The organism is Aliiroseovarius sp. (genome assembly GCF_030148435.1).
GTDB lineage: Bacteria > Pseudomonadota > Alphaproteobacteria > Rhodobacterales > Rhodobacteraceae > JASBTN01.
Genome location: NZ_JASBTN010000017.1, coordinates 1 through 17,518 on the forward strand (window position 1 = coordinate 1; position 17,518 = coordinate 17,518).

The following is a 17,518-nucleotide window of genomic DNA, read 5'->3' on the forward strand; positions in this document are numbered from 1 at the left end:
CGGATATCGGCCGCCGCCGAGGCATCCACGCCCCAGGTCGGCTGGTTTACCACCAGCACTTCCGGCCGCTGCATGATCTCGCGGCCAATGACGAATTTCTGCAGGTTGCCGCCGGACAGCGAGCGTGCCGCGTTCTCTGGCCCCGGCGTGCGCACATCGAAGCTCTCGATGATGCGCAGGGCGAAGGCTTCGGCGGCGTTCCATTTGATGAACCCGTTCTCGACCAGGTGCTTGCGCACAGCCCCGGTCAATAAAGCGTTTTCCGTCAAAGACATGTCCGGGGCCGCCGCGTGGCCCAACCGTTCTTCCGGTGCGGCCAGCAGCCCCCTGGCGCGGCGCTGATTCGGGCCCAGGTGGCCCACATCCTGTCCCATCAGCCGGATCGACCCGGGGCAGGGGAGTTCGCCTGACAGCGCCAGCAGCAGTTCGTCCTGCCCATTGCCCGCGACACCACCGATGCCCAAAACCTCGCCGCCGAACACGTCCAGATTGATGTCGCGCAGATTGGTGCCGAATTCGCCGGGGCTCTGCATCGACAGCCCGTCCACCTCCAACACCAGCCGTGTCGCCTTGGCGGGCTTGCGTTCAGGCACGTGCAGCGCGGTGCCGACCATCATCTCGGCCAGTTCGCGTGCCGATTTCTCACGCGGATCGCAGGTGTCCACCACCTTGCCCAGGCGCAGGATTGTCGCGTGTTCGCACAGCGCCCGGATTTCTTCGAGCTTGTGCGAGATATAGAGGATCGCCGTGCCCTCGGAGGTCAGCTTGCGCAGGGTGTGAAACAGGATCTCGACCTCCTGCGGGGTCAGAACCGAGGTGGGCTCGTCCATGATCAAGAGCTTCGGATCCTGAAGCAGGCAGCGAATGATCTCGACCCGCTGGCGTTCGCCGGCCGACAGGTCGCCGACCAGCCGCTCCGGGTCCAGCGGCAGACCATATTCCTGGCTGACCTTGCGAATGCGTGCCGACAATTCGCGCTGCGGTGGCGGGTTGTCCATGCCAAGGGCGATGTTCTCGGCCACGTTCAGCGCGTCGAACAGGGAAAAATGCTGGAAAACCATTGCCACGCCCGCGGCCCGCGCGGCGGCCGGGTTGGCCGGGCTGAAGGCCCTGCCGTTCAGCACCATGCTGCCCGCATCCGGCTTCACCAGCCCGTAGATCATTTTGACCAGGGTGGATTTCCCCGCCCCGTTCTCGCCCAACAGCGCATGCACTTCGCCGGGACGGATCGCAAAGGACACATCGTCATTCGCCACCACCCCCGGATAGGCTTTCCTGAGCCCTTCAAGCTTCAGAAGAGCGTCTGCCGGGCTCCCGGTCGCACTCTCTGTCATCCCCTGTGTCGTCAAAGACTTGTCCCCTGTTCGCTTGCCCATGGTTCCCCTCCCGTCGGGCCGCGTCTTTCAGTAGCGCGGCGGCGACCCCGACCGCAATGGCCTGCGGCGCTTTGCCCAAGGAAGGATCGCCGATTGGGCAGATGATGCGTGATATTTGCGCTTGTGCATGGCCCATGGCTGCCAGGCGGGCGCGGAAACGGGCCCATTTCGTCGCGCTGCCGATCAGGCCGACGCTTGCGAATGAGCGGGAGAGAATCGCGTGGCACAGCGCCAGATCCAGCGCGTGCGAAAATGTCAGGACCAGGTGCCGGGCGTGATCCGGGGCGATCGCTGCCGCCCGCTCAGGATGCGGCGTGGGCAGGGCGATGACGCCATCGGGCAGGCTGTCCGGGAACCGCGCCGGACCGGTGTCCACCCAGGTGATCTCAAACTGATCGAGCGGCGCCAGCACAGAGACAATCGCCCGGCCCACATGGCCCGCGCCATAAATCCAGAGCGGTGCGCGGGGGCGATTGATCGGTTCGACGAACCAGCCTTGCAGGGTGTGCGGCTCGAAATGGCGCCCCTGGTTGCGCGCTTGCGAGATCAGGCGTTTGACCGCCAGGGGCATGTCCGTCCCGGTCAGGGAGCAGGCACGCACCTGTTGCGAGTTCAGTTTGCCAAGTGTTGCTTCGTCGAAATGTTCGCACAAAAGCGTAACGGCCCCGCCGCAGCACTGACCCAGCGAAGGCCCCAGGGGGATGCGTTCGACGAAGGGTGATGCCAAGCCACGTTTTGCGGCCTGCAGTTCCAGCTCCCCGCCGCCGATGGTGCCCGATTGCCCGATCCCGTCGCCCTCGGCCCAGACCAGCATCGCGGCCCCGACCTCGCGCGGGGTGGATCCCGCGACATCGGCCACGACGACGCGCGCCACCCGGCCATGGCGCAGCACCGCGCCGCGCAGGGTGTCGAGGTCAAAGCTCATGCGCGCACCCGGTTGATGGCGGCCAGGATGCGTTCAGCCGTGGCCGGGGCGTCCAGATCGGCATAGCCTGGCCCACAGGCCGAGACCGCGTCGGACAGGGCCAGGAAAGCGCTGATTCCCAGCATGAAAGGTGGTTCCCCAACGGCCTTTGAGCGATAGATCGTTTCCTCGCGGTTTTCTCCGTCCCAGAGCGCCACGTTGAATACTTCCGGCGCGTCGCGTGCGGTCGGGATCTTGTAGGTCGCCGGCGCATGGGTCAGCAGGCGGCCGTCGTCATCCCAGAGCAGTTCCTCCATGGTCAACCAGCCAGCACCCTGCACGTAGCCGCCTTCGACCTGGCCGATATCCAGCGCCGGGTTCAGGCTGGCGCCTGCATCGTGCAGGATATCCGCCCGCAGGATCCGGCTTTCCCCGGTCAGCGTGTCGACCACCGCTTCCGTGGCCGCGACCCCATAGGCGAAATAGAAGAAGGGACGGCCCCGTCCCTTGACCCGATCCCAGGACAGTTTCGGGGTGCGGTAATAGCCGGTGGCCGAGAGGCTGATCCGGGCCAGATACGCGGCTTGCACGACGTCGGCAAAGGAAAATACCTGGTCGCAGACTTTCACTTTTCCATCTTCAAAGCGGATTTCTTTATCAGATACCGAAAATTTCTTGCACAAATGCTGCACAAGACGCGATTTGATGGTTTCGCAAGCCGCTTTTACAGCCATACCGTTCAGATCGGATCCGGACGAGGCCGCTGTCGCCGAGGTATTGGGGACTTTCGCCGTATCCGTGGCTGTGATGCGCACCCTGTCGGGACCGATCCCGAAAATGCGCGCCGCCACCTGGGCGACTTTCTGGTTCAGCCCCTGGCCCATCTCTGTGCCGCCATGGTTCATCGCCACGGAGCCGTCCTGATAGACATGCACAAGTGCGCCCGCTTGGTTCAAATGGGTCAGTGTGAAAGAGATTCCGAACTTGACCGGGCTCAGGGCCAGCCCCTTCTTCAGCACGGCATTTTCACGATTCCATTGATCGACGGAGGCGCGCCGCGTGGCGTAGTCGGATCGCTGCAAGAGCGCCGACACCATCGGTCGGAGATCGAAATCCTCGACCTCCATTCCGTAATGCGTGTGTTGGCGAGGGGCGCCGGGCCCAGAGTAGAAATTGCGGCGGCGCAGGTCGACCGGATCCATGCGCAGGACATGTGCCACATGGTCCAAAGCCCGTTCGATGCCAAACATGCCCTGGGGCCCACCGAACCCTCGAAAAGCCGTGGCGCTGGCCGTGTTGGTCTTCAACCGGTGGCTTTCGATCCGCATGACCGGGATGTGGTAGGCATTGTCCGCATGCAGCATGGCGCGGTCCGCGACCGGCAAGCTTAGGTCCTGGGCCCAGCCGCAGCGCACAAGATGGGTGAAATCGGCGGCCAGCAGGCGGCCTGTGCCGTCCACACCAATGCGATAGCCGATACGGAAATCATGGCGTTTGCCGGTGATGACCATGTCGTCGTCGCGATCATAACGCATCTTGCAGGGGCGGCCGGTCGCTTGCGCCGCAACTGCGCAAGCAACGGCCAAGGCATTGCCTTGGCTCTCTTTTCCGCCGAATCCCCCCCCCATGCGCCGGGTCTCGACCCGGACTGCATGCATCGGCAGGCCCAGGGCCTCGGCCACCTTGTGCTGAATTTCGGTCGGGTGCTGGGTCGAGCTGTGCACGACCATGTCGCCATCGTCCTGTGGCAACGCGGCAGAAGCCTGCCCTTCGAGGTAGAAATGCTCCTGGCCGCCCAGTTCCACCGAGCCTTCGATCACCTGCGCGGCCCGTGCCAGCGCATTGTCCACGTCGCCATTCTGCCAAATCACCGGTCCGTCTTCAAACCGGCTGTCGGCGGAAAGCGCCTGATCGATGGTCACGATTGCGGGCAGGGGATCAACGTCAATCTTCGCCAGTTTCGCGGCCTTGCGGGCCGCACGGTGCGAGGTGGCGGCGACCAGGAAAATCGGTTGGCCATGATAGAAGACCTCAGCTTCGGCGAGAAGGGGTTCGTCGTGGACCGAGGGCGAGACATCATTGGCAAAGCGCAGGTCTTCGGCCGTGAACACGGCAATCACCCCGGCGGCCTGGCGCACTGCATCGAGGTCCAGGCCACGGAGGCGTCCGTGGGCTTCGGGGGACAGGCCGAAGGCCAGGTGGAGTGCGTTGGCCGGAAGCGGGATGTCGTCCACGTATCTGGCTGCGCCGGAAACATGCAGCGCGGCGGAATCGTGGGGAAGGGGACGCCCGGCGGTCATGGCGTTACCCCCATGACCGCAACAGGGGTGCCCTGGTCTTCGTGCCAGTAACGCAACAGCAGATTCCGTGCGACCTCGCGCCGGTAATCCGCGCCCGCGCGCAGGTCGCTGATCGGGGCAAAATCCGTCTCAAAAGCGTCGAGGGCGGCAGCGACAGTTTCGCGCGTCCACGGACGACCGATCAGGGCGCGTTCAACCGCCTCCGCACGCTTCACCACCCCGGCCATACCGCCAAAGGCAATCCGCGCCGACAGCACTTTTCCAACATTTACGTGGATATTGAAGGCCCCAAGCACTGTGCAGATGTCCTGATCGAACCTTCGTGCAATTTTGTAACTGCGCAGGCGATCTTTCTGGCGCGGGATTGAAACGGCTTCGATGAACTCGCCATCACGCCGGTCCTGCTGGCCATAGGCGACGTAATATTGTTCCAGTGGCAGGTTGCGGCGGGCGTCACGGTGGCGCAGGTGAAGTTCGGCCCCGAGGGCAATGAGCGGTGGCGGGGTTTCGGCAATGGGCGATCCATTGGCGACATTACCACCGATCGTCCCCGCCGCGCGCACTTGGGCGGAGCCGAAGCGGGTCAGCATCTCGGCGAACCCCGGATGATGGCCGGCCATGATCCGGCGCAGAGTCTCGATGGACGCCCCGGCCCCGAAGGTGATCTTGTCCTCTGTGATCTCGATCTTGTCGAACTCCCTGACCTGGCCAAGGAAGATCGGGAAAGGCAGGTCTTTCAACGCTTTGTTCACGTCAAGCGCGACTTCGGTGGCGCCCCCGATCAGCGTGGCTTCGGGATGGTCCGCATAGAGGGTGGCGAGCGCATCCACGGCGCCTGGACAAGCCGGGCCCGCCTCCTTGCTCGCGTCGGGGCGGGGGGCCTCCAGCGCGTCCTTCAGATGTGGCGGGGATGTCTCTGTCGCGGCGGCTTCGGCGGCCCTTAAAATCGGCGCATAACCTGTGCAACGGCACAGGTTGCCGCCCAGCAAGGTCTTGATATCATGATCGGAACTCAAGTGTCCTGCCGCAAGGGTCACGGCAAAGCCGGGGGTGCAGAAACCGCATTGCGAGCCGTGATGGTCAACCAGCGCCTGCTGCACAGGGTGGGGTGTGCCATCGGGCGCGGCCAGCCCTTCGACCGTGACCAGCGCCCTGCCGTCGAGATGCCCAAGCATCATCAGGCAGGTATTTTGTGCCCGCACGCCACCCGCGTCGCCAACCAGGGCCGAACAGGCGCCGCAATCGCCCTCGTTGCAGCCCTCCTTCGTGCCGGTCAGGCCCTTGTCTTCGCGCAGAAAATCCAAGACGGACCGGGTGGGATCCACATCGGTTAATGACACGAGCTCTCCGTTCAGACGAAAGGAGATATCCATCAGAAAGTCCCGCCGCCTTACCCTGTCGGTCCCGAAATGCGCTGCCTCGATGCGGCGTAGAAGCGGCGCGGGGTTGTTGTTCTCCGGCAGACAGGAAAGCCGAGATTTGATCATCTGGCAAGTTTTTCGTACCCGGCCTGCACCGGGATTGGCTCTTTCGTGGTCGAGCGACGGGGGGTAAGTTGGCCCTCATGAGCAGCGATCCCCGATTCATCCATCTCCGTCTTCACACCGAGTATTCCCTGTTGGAAGGGGCCGTTCCGGTCAAGAAATTGTCAGGCCTCTGCGAGAAGGCCAACATGCCGGCTGTGGCAGTGACGGATACGAACAACCTGTTCTCGGCATTGGAATTTTCGGTGATTGCCTCGGGTGCCGGCGTGCAGCCGATCATTGGCTGCCAGGTCGATGTAGACTACGATCCGCCCGCCCCCGGCGAGAAGCCGCGCGGGCCGGCCGCTGTGGTTCTGCTGGCGCAGAACGAGGGCGGGTATGAGAACCTGATGAAGCTCAACTCCTGCCTTTACGTGGACAAGCACGGCGCGCTGCCTTCGGTCACTTTGGAACAGCTGGAACAGTTCAGCGCCGGGCTCATTTGCCTGTCCGGTGGCCCGGACGGGCCGGTCGGACAGTTCCTGAGCGCGGGCCAGAGACCGAAGGCCGAGGCGCTGATGGCGAGACTGCATGCCTGTTTCGCAGACCGCCTTTATGTCGAGTTGCAACGCCATCCGGGTGAGGGCGGCAAGACCACCGAAGCCGAGCGCGCGACCGAACGGGGCTTTGTCGAAATGGCTTATGCCATGGACATTCCCCTGGTCGCCACGAACGATGTCTATTTCCCGAAAACCGACATCTACGAGGCCCATGACGCGCTGATCTGCATCAAGGAAGGCGCCTACGTTGACCAGCAGGAACCACGCCGTCACCTGACGCCACAGCACTATTTCAAAAGCCCCGAGGAGATGGTCACGCTGTTTGCGGACCTTCCGGAAGCGATTGAAAATACGGTGGAAATCGCCAAACGCTGTGCGTTCCAAGCCTATCGCCGCGATCCCATCCTGCCGAAGTTTGCCGATGACGAGGTCGAAGAACTGCGTCGTCAGGCACGTGAAGGGCTGGCAGGTCGCCTTGCCGTGATTCCCCATGCGGTAAGCGAGGAGGAGTATTACAAGCGGCTCGATTTCGAGATGGGCATCATCGAGGGCATGGGCTTTCCGGGTTATTTCCTGATCGTTGCCGACTTCATCAAATGGGGCAAGGATCAGGGTATCCCGGTCGGTCCCGGGCGGGGCTCCGGCGCAGGTTCGCTGGTGGCCTATGCGCTGACCATTACCGACCTTGACCCGCTGCGCTACAGCCTCCTGTTTGAACGCTTTCTGAACCCGGAACGTGTGTCGATGCCCGACTTCGACATCGATTTCTGCATGGACCGCCGCGAGGAGGTGATCCGCTACGTGCAGGAGAAATACGGTCGCGACAAGGTGGGGCAGATCATTACCTTCGGCGCGCTTCTGTCCAAGGCTGCCGTACGTGACGTCGGGCGCGTGTTGCAGATGCCCTATGGGCAGGTGGACCGACTGTCCAAACTGATCCCGGTCGAAGGCGTCAAGCCCGTGTCGATCGAAAAGGCGTTGGCGGATGAGCCGCGCCTGCGCGAGGAGGCTGACAGGGAGGAAGTCGTTGCACGGCTGCTCAAATACGGCCAGCAGGTTGAAGGGCTGCTCAGGAACGCCTCGACCCACGCGGCGGGGGTAGTGATCGGAGACCGGCCTCTGGACCACCTCGTACCGCTTTATCAGGATCCGCGTTCGGACATGCCGGCGACCCAGTTCAACATGAAATGGGTCGAACAGGCCGGGCTGGTCAAATTCGACTTCCTGGGGCTGAAAACCCTGACCGTGATCCAGAACGCCGTGGACCTGATCAGGGGCGAGGGGCGCGATATTCACATTGGCCCGGACGGCGCGCAGCTGTATGACCCGCCCGAGGGTGCGGTGAACGAGATCAACGCGATCCCGCTCGATGACAAACCCACCTATGACCTCTATGCCTCGGCCAAGACGGTGGCTGTGTTCCAGGTGGAAAGCTCGGGCATGATGGATGCGCTCAGGCGCATGAAACCCACCTGCATCGAGGATGTCGTGGCGCTCGTCGCGCTTTACCGCCCCGGCCCGATGGAGAACATTCCCACCTATTGCGAGGTCAAGAACGGGCTCAGGGAACGGGAGTCCGTGCACCCGTTGATCGACCATATTCTTGAGGACACTCAGGGGATTATCGTCTACCAGGAACAGGTTATGCAGATTGCCCAGGTGATGGCGGGCTATTCGCTTGGCGGCGCCGACCTGCTGCGCCGGGCCATGGGCAAGAAGATCAAGGAGGCGATGGACGCTGAACGACCGAAATTCGTCGAAGGATCGAAGGCGAACGGGGTCGATCAGAAGAAGGCGATGCAGGTTTTCGACCTTCTTGAGAAATTCGCCAACTACGGCTTCAACAAGTCCCACGCGGCGGCCTATGCGGTGGTCTCCTACCAGACCGCCTGGCTGAAGGCGAACCACCCGGTCGAGTTCATGGCCGGCGTGATGAACTGCGATATTCATCTGACCGACAAGCTGTCGGTCTATGCCGAAGAGGTCCGCCGGGGGCTGGATATCGAGATCGTGCCGCCCTGTGTGAACCGCTCGATCGAGACCTTCTCGGTCAGCGAGGGGCGCTGTGTTTATGCGCTGGGCGCGTTGAAGAACGTCGGTTTGGAAGCGATGAAGCTGGTGGTGGAGGGTCGGGACGACAAGCCTTTCGTGAACCTCTATGACGTGGCGCGGCGGGTGGACCTGAAGCGCGTCGGCAAGCGGCCTTTGGAGATGATGGCCCGCGCCGGTGCTTTCGACATTCTGGACGACAACCGCCGCCGGGTCTTTGACAGCCTGGATGCGCTGGTGAATTACTCTGCCGCGATCCATGAACAACGCGCCTCGGCGCAGGTCAGCCTGTTCGGTGAGGCGGGTGAGGATCTGCCCGAACCGCGCCTGTCGCCGGTGGGTGACTGGCTGCCAAACGAACGGCTGGCCGAAGAACACAAGGCGATCGGTTTCTACCTGACCGGCCACCCGCTGGACGACTACCTGCCGGCGCTGAAACGCAAGGGGGTGCTGACCCTGGACGGGCTGCGCGCAAAGGCCGAGAAGGCCGGCGCCGCCGTCGGCAAGGTCGCGGTGATCGTCGGTGGGCTGCAGCAACGCAAGTCGGGCCGTGGCACGCAGTTTTTCCGCATGAACATCTCTGACCCGACCGGGCAGGTCTCGGGCATGGCGCTGTTCCCCGACGACTTTGAGGCGACCCGGCGGGTGTTCGACGAAACGCTCCAGGTGGTCATGACGCTGGAAGGCCGCTTCAACGAAGGGCAGTTCGACCCGATTGCCCGGTCGGTCGCCCCCATCGACGCGGTGGTGGCGGACGCGGGCGGCATGGCGCTCAATGTGCATGTGGACCGTCCTGCGGCAATCGAAGCGGTGGCGAGCCTGCTGGCGAATGCCGCCGAAAACGCGCGCGGGGTAAAACCGGGCGAGGTCAGCCTGACGCTGATGGACCCGACCCTGCCCGGGGAGGTCGATATGACGCTTGGAAAGAGCTTTCCCCTGAACCCGCAAATAAAAGGGGCGATCAAGTCGATCTCCGGCGTGGTGCATGTCGAGGAAGTGTGATCAGAACTCCGCAGAAGAGTTCCACACATCTTTTCCGAAAAGACGTGATCCCATCAGTAATGCGGCGGGCGTTCATCTCCCAGGATGACACCGCCGGAGCCTGCCGCCTCCCGCTCTGCCTCGCGCGCCATCAGCGTCTTGACCCGGTGGGAAAGCTTTGACAGCTCCGTGTCCTGACGGGCGATGACGTCCGACAGTTCCTCGACCACGCGGGTCAGGTGGGCGATCTGTTCTTCAAGGCGGGTTTCGCGTTCCGTATCCATGGGCGCCTCTTACACCCGTTCGCGGACGGGGCACAGGGAAAACCGTCCTGCGGCCAGTTGTCCGGCGCGTACATTCCGCTTTTGCGCAGCCATTCCTTGCCCATTCGCCCCCCATCCGCTAGACCGCCCGCGACAGTGACCAGAACCCGGACGGACCCATGGCCAAGCAGAAGAAACAGCCCCGGCCCAAGGCGGAAACGCCCAAGGGCTTTCGCGACTATTTCGGCGCGGAGGTGAGCGAGCGCAAACAAATGCTCGATCAGATCGCCGGGGTTTATCATCGCTACGGGTTCGACGCGCTTGAAAGCTCGGGTGTCGAAACGGTCGAGGCGCTGGGCAAGTTCCTGCCTGACGTGGATCGGCCGAACGACGGCGTATTTGCCTGGCAGGAAGCGGATGACGAGAAATGGCTTGCCCTGCGCTATGACCTGACCGCGCCGCTGGCCCGTGTCTATGCCCAGCACCGAAACGACCTGCCCACCCCCTACCGCCGCTATGCAATGGGGCCGGTCTGGCGCAATGAAAAGCCGGGGCCGGGGCGTTTTCGCCAGTTTTATCAATGCGATGCCGATACGGTTGGCACGGCCTCGATGGCGGCCGATGCCGAGATTTGCGCGATGCTGGCCGATACACTGGAAACCGTGGGCATTCCGCGCGGCGACTACCTGATCCGCGTGAACAACCGCAAGGTTCTGAACGGGGTTCTGGAGGTCATGGGGCTGGAGGAAGGCGCCCAGCGTGATGCCGTGCTGCGCACCATCGACAAGTTCGACAAGGTGGGCGAGGCCGGGGTGCGCGAGCTGCTCGGAAAGGGGCGTCTGGATGCCTCCGGCGCCTACATTGACGGTGTCGGCCTGCAAGACGCGCAGGCCGAGCCGGTTCTGGCCTTTCTGACTTCGAAAGGGGCGGATGCGGGCGCCACCCTCGCCAATCTTTCTGCCGCCGTGGGTGACAGCAAGATCGGCGCCGAAGGTGTGGATGAGTTGAAACAAATCGCTGACCTTCTGGCCGCGCAGGGCTATGGTTCCGACCGGATCGAAATCGACCCCTCCGTTGTGCGCGGATTGGGCTATTACACCGGCCCGGTCTTCGAAGCCGAACTGACCTTCGAAATCCTCGACGACAAGGGCCGCCCGCGCCAGTTCGGTTCGGTCGCTGGCGGGGGGCGCTACGACGACCTGGTGAAACGCTTTACCGGTCAGGCAGTGCCCGCGACCGGCGTGTCGATCGGGGTTGACCGCCTGCTGGCCGCGCTGCACGCCAAGGGCCGTATGGGCAGACAGTCTGAAGGCCCGGTTGTCGTGACCGTCATGGACCGTTCGCGAATGGCCGACTACCAGGCCATGGTCGCCGAGCTGCGCGATGCGGGCATCCGTGCCGAAGTCTACCTGGGCAACCCCAAGAACTTCGGCAACCAATTGAAATACGCGGACAAACGGCACTCTCCCGTGGCGGTGATCGCGGGCTCCGACGAGTTCGAGGCGGGCAAGGTCCAGATCAAGGACCTGGTGCTGGGCGCCAAGATTGCCGAAAGCGCCACACTTGAAGAATGGAAGGAACGCCCATCGCAATTCGAATGCGCACGCGGCGATCTGGTCGCCAGGGTGCGCGAGATTCTCGAGGCCTCCGATGGCTGAAAAATCCACCATTCGGGCGGAGGCTGCCCGCCTTCTGGGTCGGTTCGAACAGGCTGGCGCACAGGTGATCGAGGCCGATATCCTGCAGCCCGCCGGTACGCTTCTGGACCTCTATGGCGAGGATATCCGCGCCCGCGCTTACGTGACCAACGATCCGGTGATGGGTGAGGCCATGCTGCGCCCCGACTTCACCGTGCCCGTGGTGCAGATGCATATGACGGGCGGTGCGGAACCGGCACGATATGCCTATATGGGTGAGGTTTTCCGCGCCCAGGAGGAGGCCGCGCATCGCGCGCCGGAGTATTTCCAGGTCGGCTATGAATTGTTCGAGCGCGACAATCCTCCCGCTGCGGATGCCGAGGTGTTTTCCGTGATTTACCAATCACTTGAGGGGATTGGCCTGCGCGCGGCCACCGGTGATATGGGCCTGCTTCTTTCCGCCGTGCGCGGGTTGAAGACCACCGACCGGCGCAAGGCCGCGCTCTTGCGCCATATCTGGCGCCCGCGCCGCTTCCGTGCCCTGCTGGACCGTTTTGCGGGCCGCGCGCCCCAACCCACCGGGCGCGAGGAACTGTTGGCCCGGGCCGACCCGATGCGGGACGACGCCCCGATTATTGGGCTGCGTTCGCGGGCCGAAATCGCCAGGCGGGTCGAAACCCTGCGCGCGGATGCCGAAGCCACACCGATCTCCGGGCTCGAGGTCGACCTGCTGGACGATCTTCTGGCGTTGCGCGAAACCAGCCCCAATGCGCTGGATCATCTGCGCGACCTGGCCGTGGACTTGCCCTCGATCGGTCCCGCTGTCGACCGGATGGAAGCCCGCCTGGATGCGCTTTCTGCCTGCGGTGTGGACGTGAACACGCTGGACTTCGAGGGCTCCTACGGACGGACATCGATGGAGTATTATGACGGGTTTGTTTTTGGTTTCTACGCTGAATCCCGCCCGGACCTGCCCCCGGTCGCCTCCGGTGGACGCTATGATGCGCTGACCCGAGTTCTTGGCAAGGGTCGTGAAATTCCTGCAATCGGTGCAGTTGTCCGGCCGGAACTGATGCTTGAAGTTGCACAAATCGAACAAGGGGGCAAAAAAACATGACCCTCAAGCTGGGTGTGCCCTCAAAGGGCCGTCTGATGGAAAAGACCTTTGACTGGTTCGGCGCGCGCGGCGTGACCCTGGCCCGTACCGGATCGGATCGCGAATACGCGGCCGCCGTCGAAGGGGTCGATGGGATCGAGCTCGTGCTGCTCTCGGCCGGGGAAATTCCGCGCGAACTGGCCGCCGGGCGCATTCACCTGGGTGTGACCGGTTCCGACCTCGTGCGCGAGAAACTGGGACTGTGGGAGGACAAGGTCGGCGAACTCGCGGCCATGGGGTTTGGCCACGCGGACCTGGTCATCGCCGTGCCGAAATGCTGGGTCGACGTGAATTCCCTTGACGACCTGGACGCGGTGGCAGCGGCATTCCGGGCCGAACATGGGTTCCGCCTGCGCATAGCCACCAAGTATCACCGCCTGATCCGCGACCACCTGCGCGACCATGGCGTGGCGGATTACCAGCTTGTCGACAGCCAGGGTGCCACCGAAGGCACGGTCAAGAACGAAACCGCCGAGGCGATCGCGGATATTACCTCGACGGGTGAAACCCTGCGGGCCAATCACCTGAAAATCCTTGCAGGCACGCCGGTGCACAAGAGCCAGGCCACCCTGTTCAAATCACGTAAGGCGGACTGGGGTCGCGACAACCGGGCCCACCTGAAAGCCCTGCTGGAGCAGCTCCAAATTACCGGCTGATCTCTTTATCTTGCCTCAAATATCCTGGGGTGAGGCCGCAGGCCGGGGGGCAAAGCCCCCAACCGAGCGGAGCGAGGCCACGCTCAACCTGCGGCGGCGCGCCAGCGTCAAGGCAGGGCGGGAGCCCCTTCGGCATGGTTTCAACGAATGCCGATCTCGGCCAGCGCGGTAGACAGCTCGTGCGGCAGATCGTCCTCGTCCTGGCGGGCCGGTGTCAGGTCGGCGGGGGCGTCCTCGGGCGCCAGATAGCGCCATCCCTGAAACGCCCGGCGCGGCACGCTTTCCGTCCGCACCACCTCGCGATGCATGACAATGCCGCAGCGGCGGATGCCGTCCTCGCCGATCACCTCTTCCAGGCGAAGAATCCGCTGGCGCGCCAGGATCAACCCCTTGAACACCCAATACAGTGAACCGCCGTTCAAAAGCTCCGCCTCGCGCTTGGGCCACATGCGCGTGACATGGCGCGGTTCAAATCCCGGGCGCCCTCCGGCGCGGGCAATCTGCCAGGCCTCCAGGTCCTCGACTCGATCGGCGCCGACGCAGAGTTTTACCAGATTTATGGTGCCGGACACGGTGTTGCCCCCAGATATTGTGTGAACGGAGCATGAATCTAGCCCGAAATCGCTTGAAAGGCAATTGACGATCCCGCCTTGCGCCGCCTATTCTGGAAAGCCTTCAACACCGCACAGGAATCGCCTGCATGAGCCGCTTTGCCGCCCCGATCGCCGAGTCCATCTGGGACATGAAATACCGTTTCAAACAGTCGGACGGCGATCCGATCGACCAGACGGTCGAGGACAGCTGGCGCCGCATTGCGCGCAGCCTGGCGGAGGCGGAGCCGGAGCGTGAACAGCAGTTCTACGACGCCCTGGAGGATTTCAAATTCCTGCCTGCGGGCCGCATCACCGCAGGGGCGGGTACCGGCCGGGCCGTGACCCTGTTCAACTGTTTCGTCATGGGCACGATCCCGGACAGCATGTCGGGCATTTTCGACATGCTCAAGGAAGCCGCGCTGACCATGCAGCAGGGCGGCGGGATCGGCTATGACTTTTCCACCATCCGTCCGCGCGGTGCGGATGTGCACGGGGTGGCGGCGGATGCCTCGGGGCCGCTCAGCTTCATGGATGTCTGGGATGCGATGTGCCGCACCATCATGTCGGCGGGCAGCCGTCGTGGCGCGATGATGGCAACCATGCGTTGCGACCACCCCGATATCAACGACTTCATCACCGCCAAGCAGGACAGCGCACGGCTGCGCATGTTCAACCTGTCCGTGCTGATCACCGATGACTTCATGCAGGCGGTGAAGGATGACGAGTCCTGGGAGCTGAAGTTCGGCGATGTGGTCTATCACACCGTCAAGGCGCGCGATCTGTGGAACCGGATCATGCGCGCCACCTATGACTATGCCGAGCCCGGCGTGATCTTCATCGACCGCATCAACCAGATGAACAACCTCAACTATTGCGAGCAGATCGCGGCGACCAATCCCTGTGGCGAGCAGCCCCTGCCGCCCTATGGCGCCTGCCTGCTGGGCTCGGTCAACCTGGCCCGCCTGGTCGCCGAACCCTTTGAAACCACTGCCCATCTCGATATCGAGGCGCTGAACCAGCTGGTCACGACCGCCGTGCGCATGATGGACAACGTGGTCGATGCGAGCCGCTTCCCGCTGGAAGAGCAGCGGCAGGAGGCGCAGGCCAAGCGTCGCATCGGGCTGGGTGTCACCGGACTTGCCGACGCGCTGTTGATGCTTGGCCAGAAATACGGCTCTGACGAAGCGGCGCAGCAGACCGAGGTCTGGATGAAAGCGATTGCCCGCGCCTCCTACCTGGCCTCCGTGGAACTTGCCAGGGAAAAGGGCGCCTTCCCCTTGTTCGAGGCCGAGGCCTACCTGAACTCCGGTTCGCTCCAACACATGGATGACGATGTGCGGGAGGCGATCCGCAAACACGGTATCCGCAACGCGCTGCTGACCTCGATTGCGCCGACCGGAACGATCAGCCTTTATGCGGGCAACGTGTCCTCGGGGATCGAGCCGGTCTTTGCCTATGCCTATACACGGAAAGTCCTGCAAAAGGACGGCACCCGCACCGAGGAAGAGGTCGTGGACTATGCGGTGCAGATGTGGCGCGACAAGTTCGGCGACAAGGAGTTGCCCGACTATTTCGTCAACGCCCAGACGCTGGCGCCCTCGGCCCATGTGAAGATGCAGGCGGCGGCGCAGAAATGGGTCGACAGTTCGATCTCGAAAACCATCAACTGCCCCGAGGACATATCCTTCGAGGAGTTCAAGGATGTCTACCTGCAGGCCTGGGAAACCGGCTGCAAGGGCTGCACCACCTACCGTCCGAATGACGTGACCGGGTCCGTGTTGTCCGTGTCGGAAAACACCGAAGCGGTGCCGGGTGAAAGCCCGGACCACCTGGGCGGTGACGGCGCGGATGCCGAGGTCATCTATATGTCCGAGCCGCTGGATCGCCCGCAGTCTCTGGAAGGGCATACCTACAAGCTCAAGTGGCCCGATACCGAACACGCGATGTACATTACCGTGAACGACATCGTGCATGGCGGCCATCGCCGCCCGTTCGAGGTCTTCATAAACTCCAAGAACATGGAGCATTACGCCTGGACCCTGGCGCTGACGCGCATGGTGTCCGCCGTGTTCCGTCGTGGCGGTGACGTGTCCTTCGTGGTCGAAGAGCTGAAAGCGGTGTTCGATCCGCGCGGCGGGGCCTGGGTGCAGGGCAAGTATATCCCCTCGATCCTGGCGGCCATCGGCGGCGTGATCGAACGTCACATGATCGCCACCGGCTTCATCGAGGGCGAAGGCATGGGGCTGAAATCCGATCCGCAGTCCGAGGTCGTGAACCTGGGCGCACCGCGCGGCCCGGCCTGCCCGTCCTGCGGCCAATACGACATGCGCATGATCGCGGGCTGCATGACCTGCGCCTCCTGTGGCCATTCGAAATGTGGCTAAGTCCCTTCGGGGACTGAGAAAAAACGCCCGGTCCCGAAGTGGGGGCGGGCGTTTGCAGCTATGCCGTTACCCTTGCAGCGCGGCAAGCGCCGTGGCGAGCGCGGCCCAAAGCTCCTCGACCGGTTCCACACCAACCGACAGCCGCACGAAGCCCGGTGCGACGTCGTCGCCCCAGCGGGCGCGCCGTTCGGCCGAGCTGTGTACGCCGCCGAAGCTGGTGGCGGGGCGCAGAAGCGGGCAGGTGTTGATGAAGCGCTCGGCGGCAGCCTCGTCAGCCAGGGTCAGCGAGATGAGAAAACCCATCCGGGTCATCTGCCGGCGGGCCAGGGTGTGCGCCGGGTCGTCAGGCAGGCCGGGGTAGCGCACCGCCGTCACGGCCGGATGCCCGGCCAGACGCTCGGCAATGACCTGGGCCGAACTGCACATCCGATCAAACCGCACTTCCAGCGTTTCCAACCCGCGGTGGACCAGCCAGGCCTCTTGCGGCCCCGGAATGGCACCCGAGACCTTGCGCCAGGTCTCGACCCGGTCCAGCAGGGCCGTGTTGCGCGTGGCGACATGGCCCATCAGCACGTCGGAATGCCCGCCCGGTGATTTTGTATCCGAGGCGACGACCACATCCACGCCAAGGTCCAGCGGACGCTGGCCCAGCGGGGTCATCGTGGTGTTGTCGCAGATGGTGATCCCGCCCCGGTTGCGTACCTCGGCGGCGATGGTGGCCAGGTCGATCACGTCCAGCCCGGGATTGGACGGGCTTTCCAGAAACACCACGTCGAACCGGTCAAAGCCGCCCTCGCTGAATGTCGCCGAGGGGCGTTCGGTGACGTCAACCCCGAAGCCCGTCAGAAACTCCGCCGACAAAACGCGGGTGACGTAGTAGCCGTCCGAGGGGACCAGAAGCTTCGCACCGGATTGCAACGTCGCGAACAGCGCGGCCGAAATCGCGCCCATGCCCGAGGGAAAGACCTTGCAGGACGCGTCCTCGAGATGGCTCAGCGCATGTTCCAGCGCCTCCCAGGTGGGATTGTCGACGCGGCCGTAACCCGGCCCTTCCGGTGTGCCCGGCTGGTGGAACATCGTGCTTTGCACCAGGGGCAGGGCGACCGGATCGCCGCGCTTTAGTTCGTTGCCTCGCAGATGGAGCAGGTCGGAAAAGCGGGGCGAGGTGCGGGTCATGGGACCATCCTGGCTGGACG

Annotated in this window: 12 protein-coding genes; 5 read left to right on the forward strand and 7 right to left on the reverse strand. The window is 63.6% G+C overall.

Annotation, left to right across the window (positions count from 1 at the left end; translation table 11 throughout):
* From Q1V43_RS03295 to xdhA, 4 genes are all read right to left on the reverse strand, one after another.
* Positions 1 to 1,334 (reverse strand): ABC transporter ATP-binding protein (locus tag Q1V43_RS03295; RefSeq protein WP_300513902.1); only part of this gene is annotated, 1,334 nt, incomplete at its 3' end.
* Positions 1,285 to 2,301 carry a xanthine dehydrogenase accessory protein XdhC gene (gene xdhC, locus Q1V43_RS03300; protein WP_300513904.1) on the reverse strand — a complete coding sequence of 339 codons (1,017 nt, stop codon included), beginning with the start codon at positions 2,299 to 2,301 and terminating at the stop codon, positions 1,285 to 1,287. The genes xdhC and Q1V43_RS03295, both read right to left, overlap by 50 nt.
* Positions 2,298 to 4,580, reverse strand: a complete 2,283-nt coding sequence (gene xdhB / locus Q1V43_RS03305; RefSeq protein WP_300513906.1) for a xanthine dehydrogenase molybdopterin binding subunit — start codon at positions 4,578 to 4,580, stop codon at positions 2,298 to 2,300. The genes xdhC and xdhB overlap by 4 nt, the downstream gene beginning before the upstream one ends.
* Positions 4,577 to 5,953, reverse strand: coding sequence for a xanthine dehydrogenase small subunit (xdhA, locus tag Q1V43_RS03310; protein ID WP_300513908.1), 1,377 nt, complete (start codon positions 5,951 to 5,953; stop codon positions 4,577 to 4,579). The genes xdhB and xdhA overlap by 4 nt, the downstream gene beginning before the upstream one ends.
* Positions 5,954 to 6,144: 191 nt before the next feature.
* Between xdhA and dnaE the strand changes: the two genes are divergently transcribed.
* Positions 6,145 to 9,654 (forward strand): DNA polymerase III subunit alpha, encoded by a 3,510-nt coding sequence (gene dnaE / locus Q1V43_RS03315; RefSeq protein ID WP_300513910.1) that lies wholly within the window; start codon positions 6,145 to 6,147, stop codon positions 9,652 to 9,654.
* Positions 9,655 to 9,707: 53 nt separating this feature from the next.
* Here dnaE and Q1V43_RS03320 read toward each other — a convergent pair whose 3' ends face one another.
* Positions 9,708 to 9,917: a SlyX family protein gene (locus tag Q1V43_RS03320; protein WP_300513912.1), complete on the reverse strand. Its 210-nt coding sequence runs from the start codon at positions 9,915 to 9,917 to the stop codon at positions 9,708 to 9,710.
* Between the two features lie 158 nt (positions 9,918 to 10,075).
* On the opposite strand from Q1V43_RS03320, the gene hisS reads away from it, so the two are divergent.
* Genes hisS through hisG form a run of 3 tightly spaced genes read left to right on the forward strand, consistent with a single transcriptional unit; the run spans position 10,076 to position 13,345 of the window.
* Entirely contained in the window at positions 10,076 to 11,554 is a 1,479-nt protein-coding gene (gene hisS, locus Q1V43_RS03325; RefSeq protein WP_300513914.1) for a histidine--tRNA ligase, read from the forward strand.
* Positions 11,547 to 12,650 (forward strand): ATP phosphoribosyltransferase regulatory subunit, encoded by a 1,104-nt coding sequence (locus tag Q1V43_RS03330; RefSeq protein ID WP_300513916.1) that lies wholly within the window; start codon positions 11,547 to 11,549, stop codon positions 12,648 to 12,650. Before hisS ends, Q1V43_RS03330 begins: the two co-directional genes overlap by 8 nt.
* Entirely contained in the window at positions 12,647 to 13,345 is a 699-nt protein-coding gene (gene hisG, locus Q1V43_RS03335) for an ATP phosphoribosyltransferase (protein ID WP_300513918.1), read from the forward strand. The genes Q1V43_RS03330 and hisG overlap by 4 nt, the downstream gene beginning before the upstream one ends.
* Positions 13,346 to 13,485: 140 nt before the next feature.
* Here the strand turns inward: hisG and Q1V43_RS03340 are convergent, their stop codons facing one another.
* Positions 13,486 to 13,917 (reverse strand): DUF1489 domain-containing protein, encoded by a 432-nt coding sequence (locus Q1V43_RS03340; protein ID WP_300513920.1) that lies wholly within the window; start codon positions 13,915 to 13,917, stop codon positions 13,486 to 13,488.
* Positions 13,918 to 14,045: 128 nt separating this feature from the next.
* Between Q1V43_RS03340 and Q1V43_RS03345 the strand changes: the two genes are divergently transcribed.
* Complete coding sequence (locus Q1V43_RS03345; protein WP_300513922.1) at positions 14,046 to 16,322, forward strand: adenosylcobalamin-dependent ribonucleoside-diphosphate reductase; 2,277 nt, start codon at positions 14,046 to 14,048, stop codon at positions 16,320 to 16,322.
* A gap of 66 nt (positions 16,323 to 16,388) precedes the next feature.
* On the opposite strand, the gene Q1V43_RS03350 is transcribed toward Q1V43_RS03345, so the two are convergent.
* On the reverse strand, positions 16,389 to 17,498 hold the full coding sequence (locus Q1V43_RS03350) for a cystathionine gamma-lyase (protein ID WP_300513924.1): 1,110 nt from the start codon (positions 17,496 to 17,498) through the stop codon (positions 16,389 to 16,391).
* Positions 17,499 to 17,518: the final 20 nt, after the last annotated feature.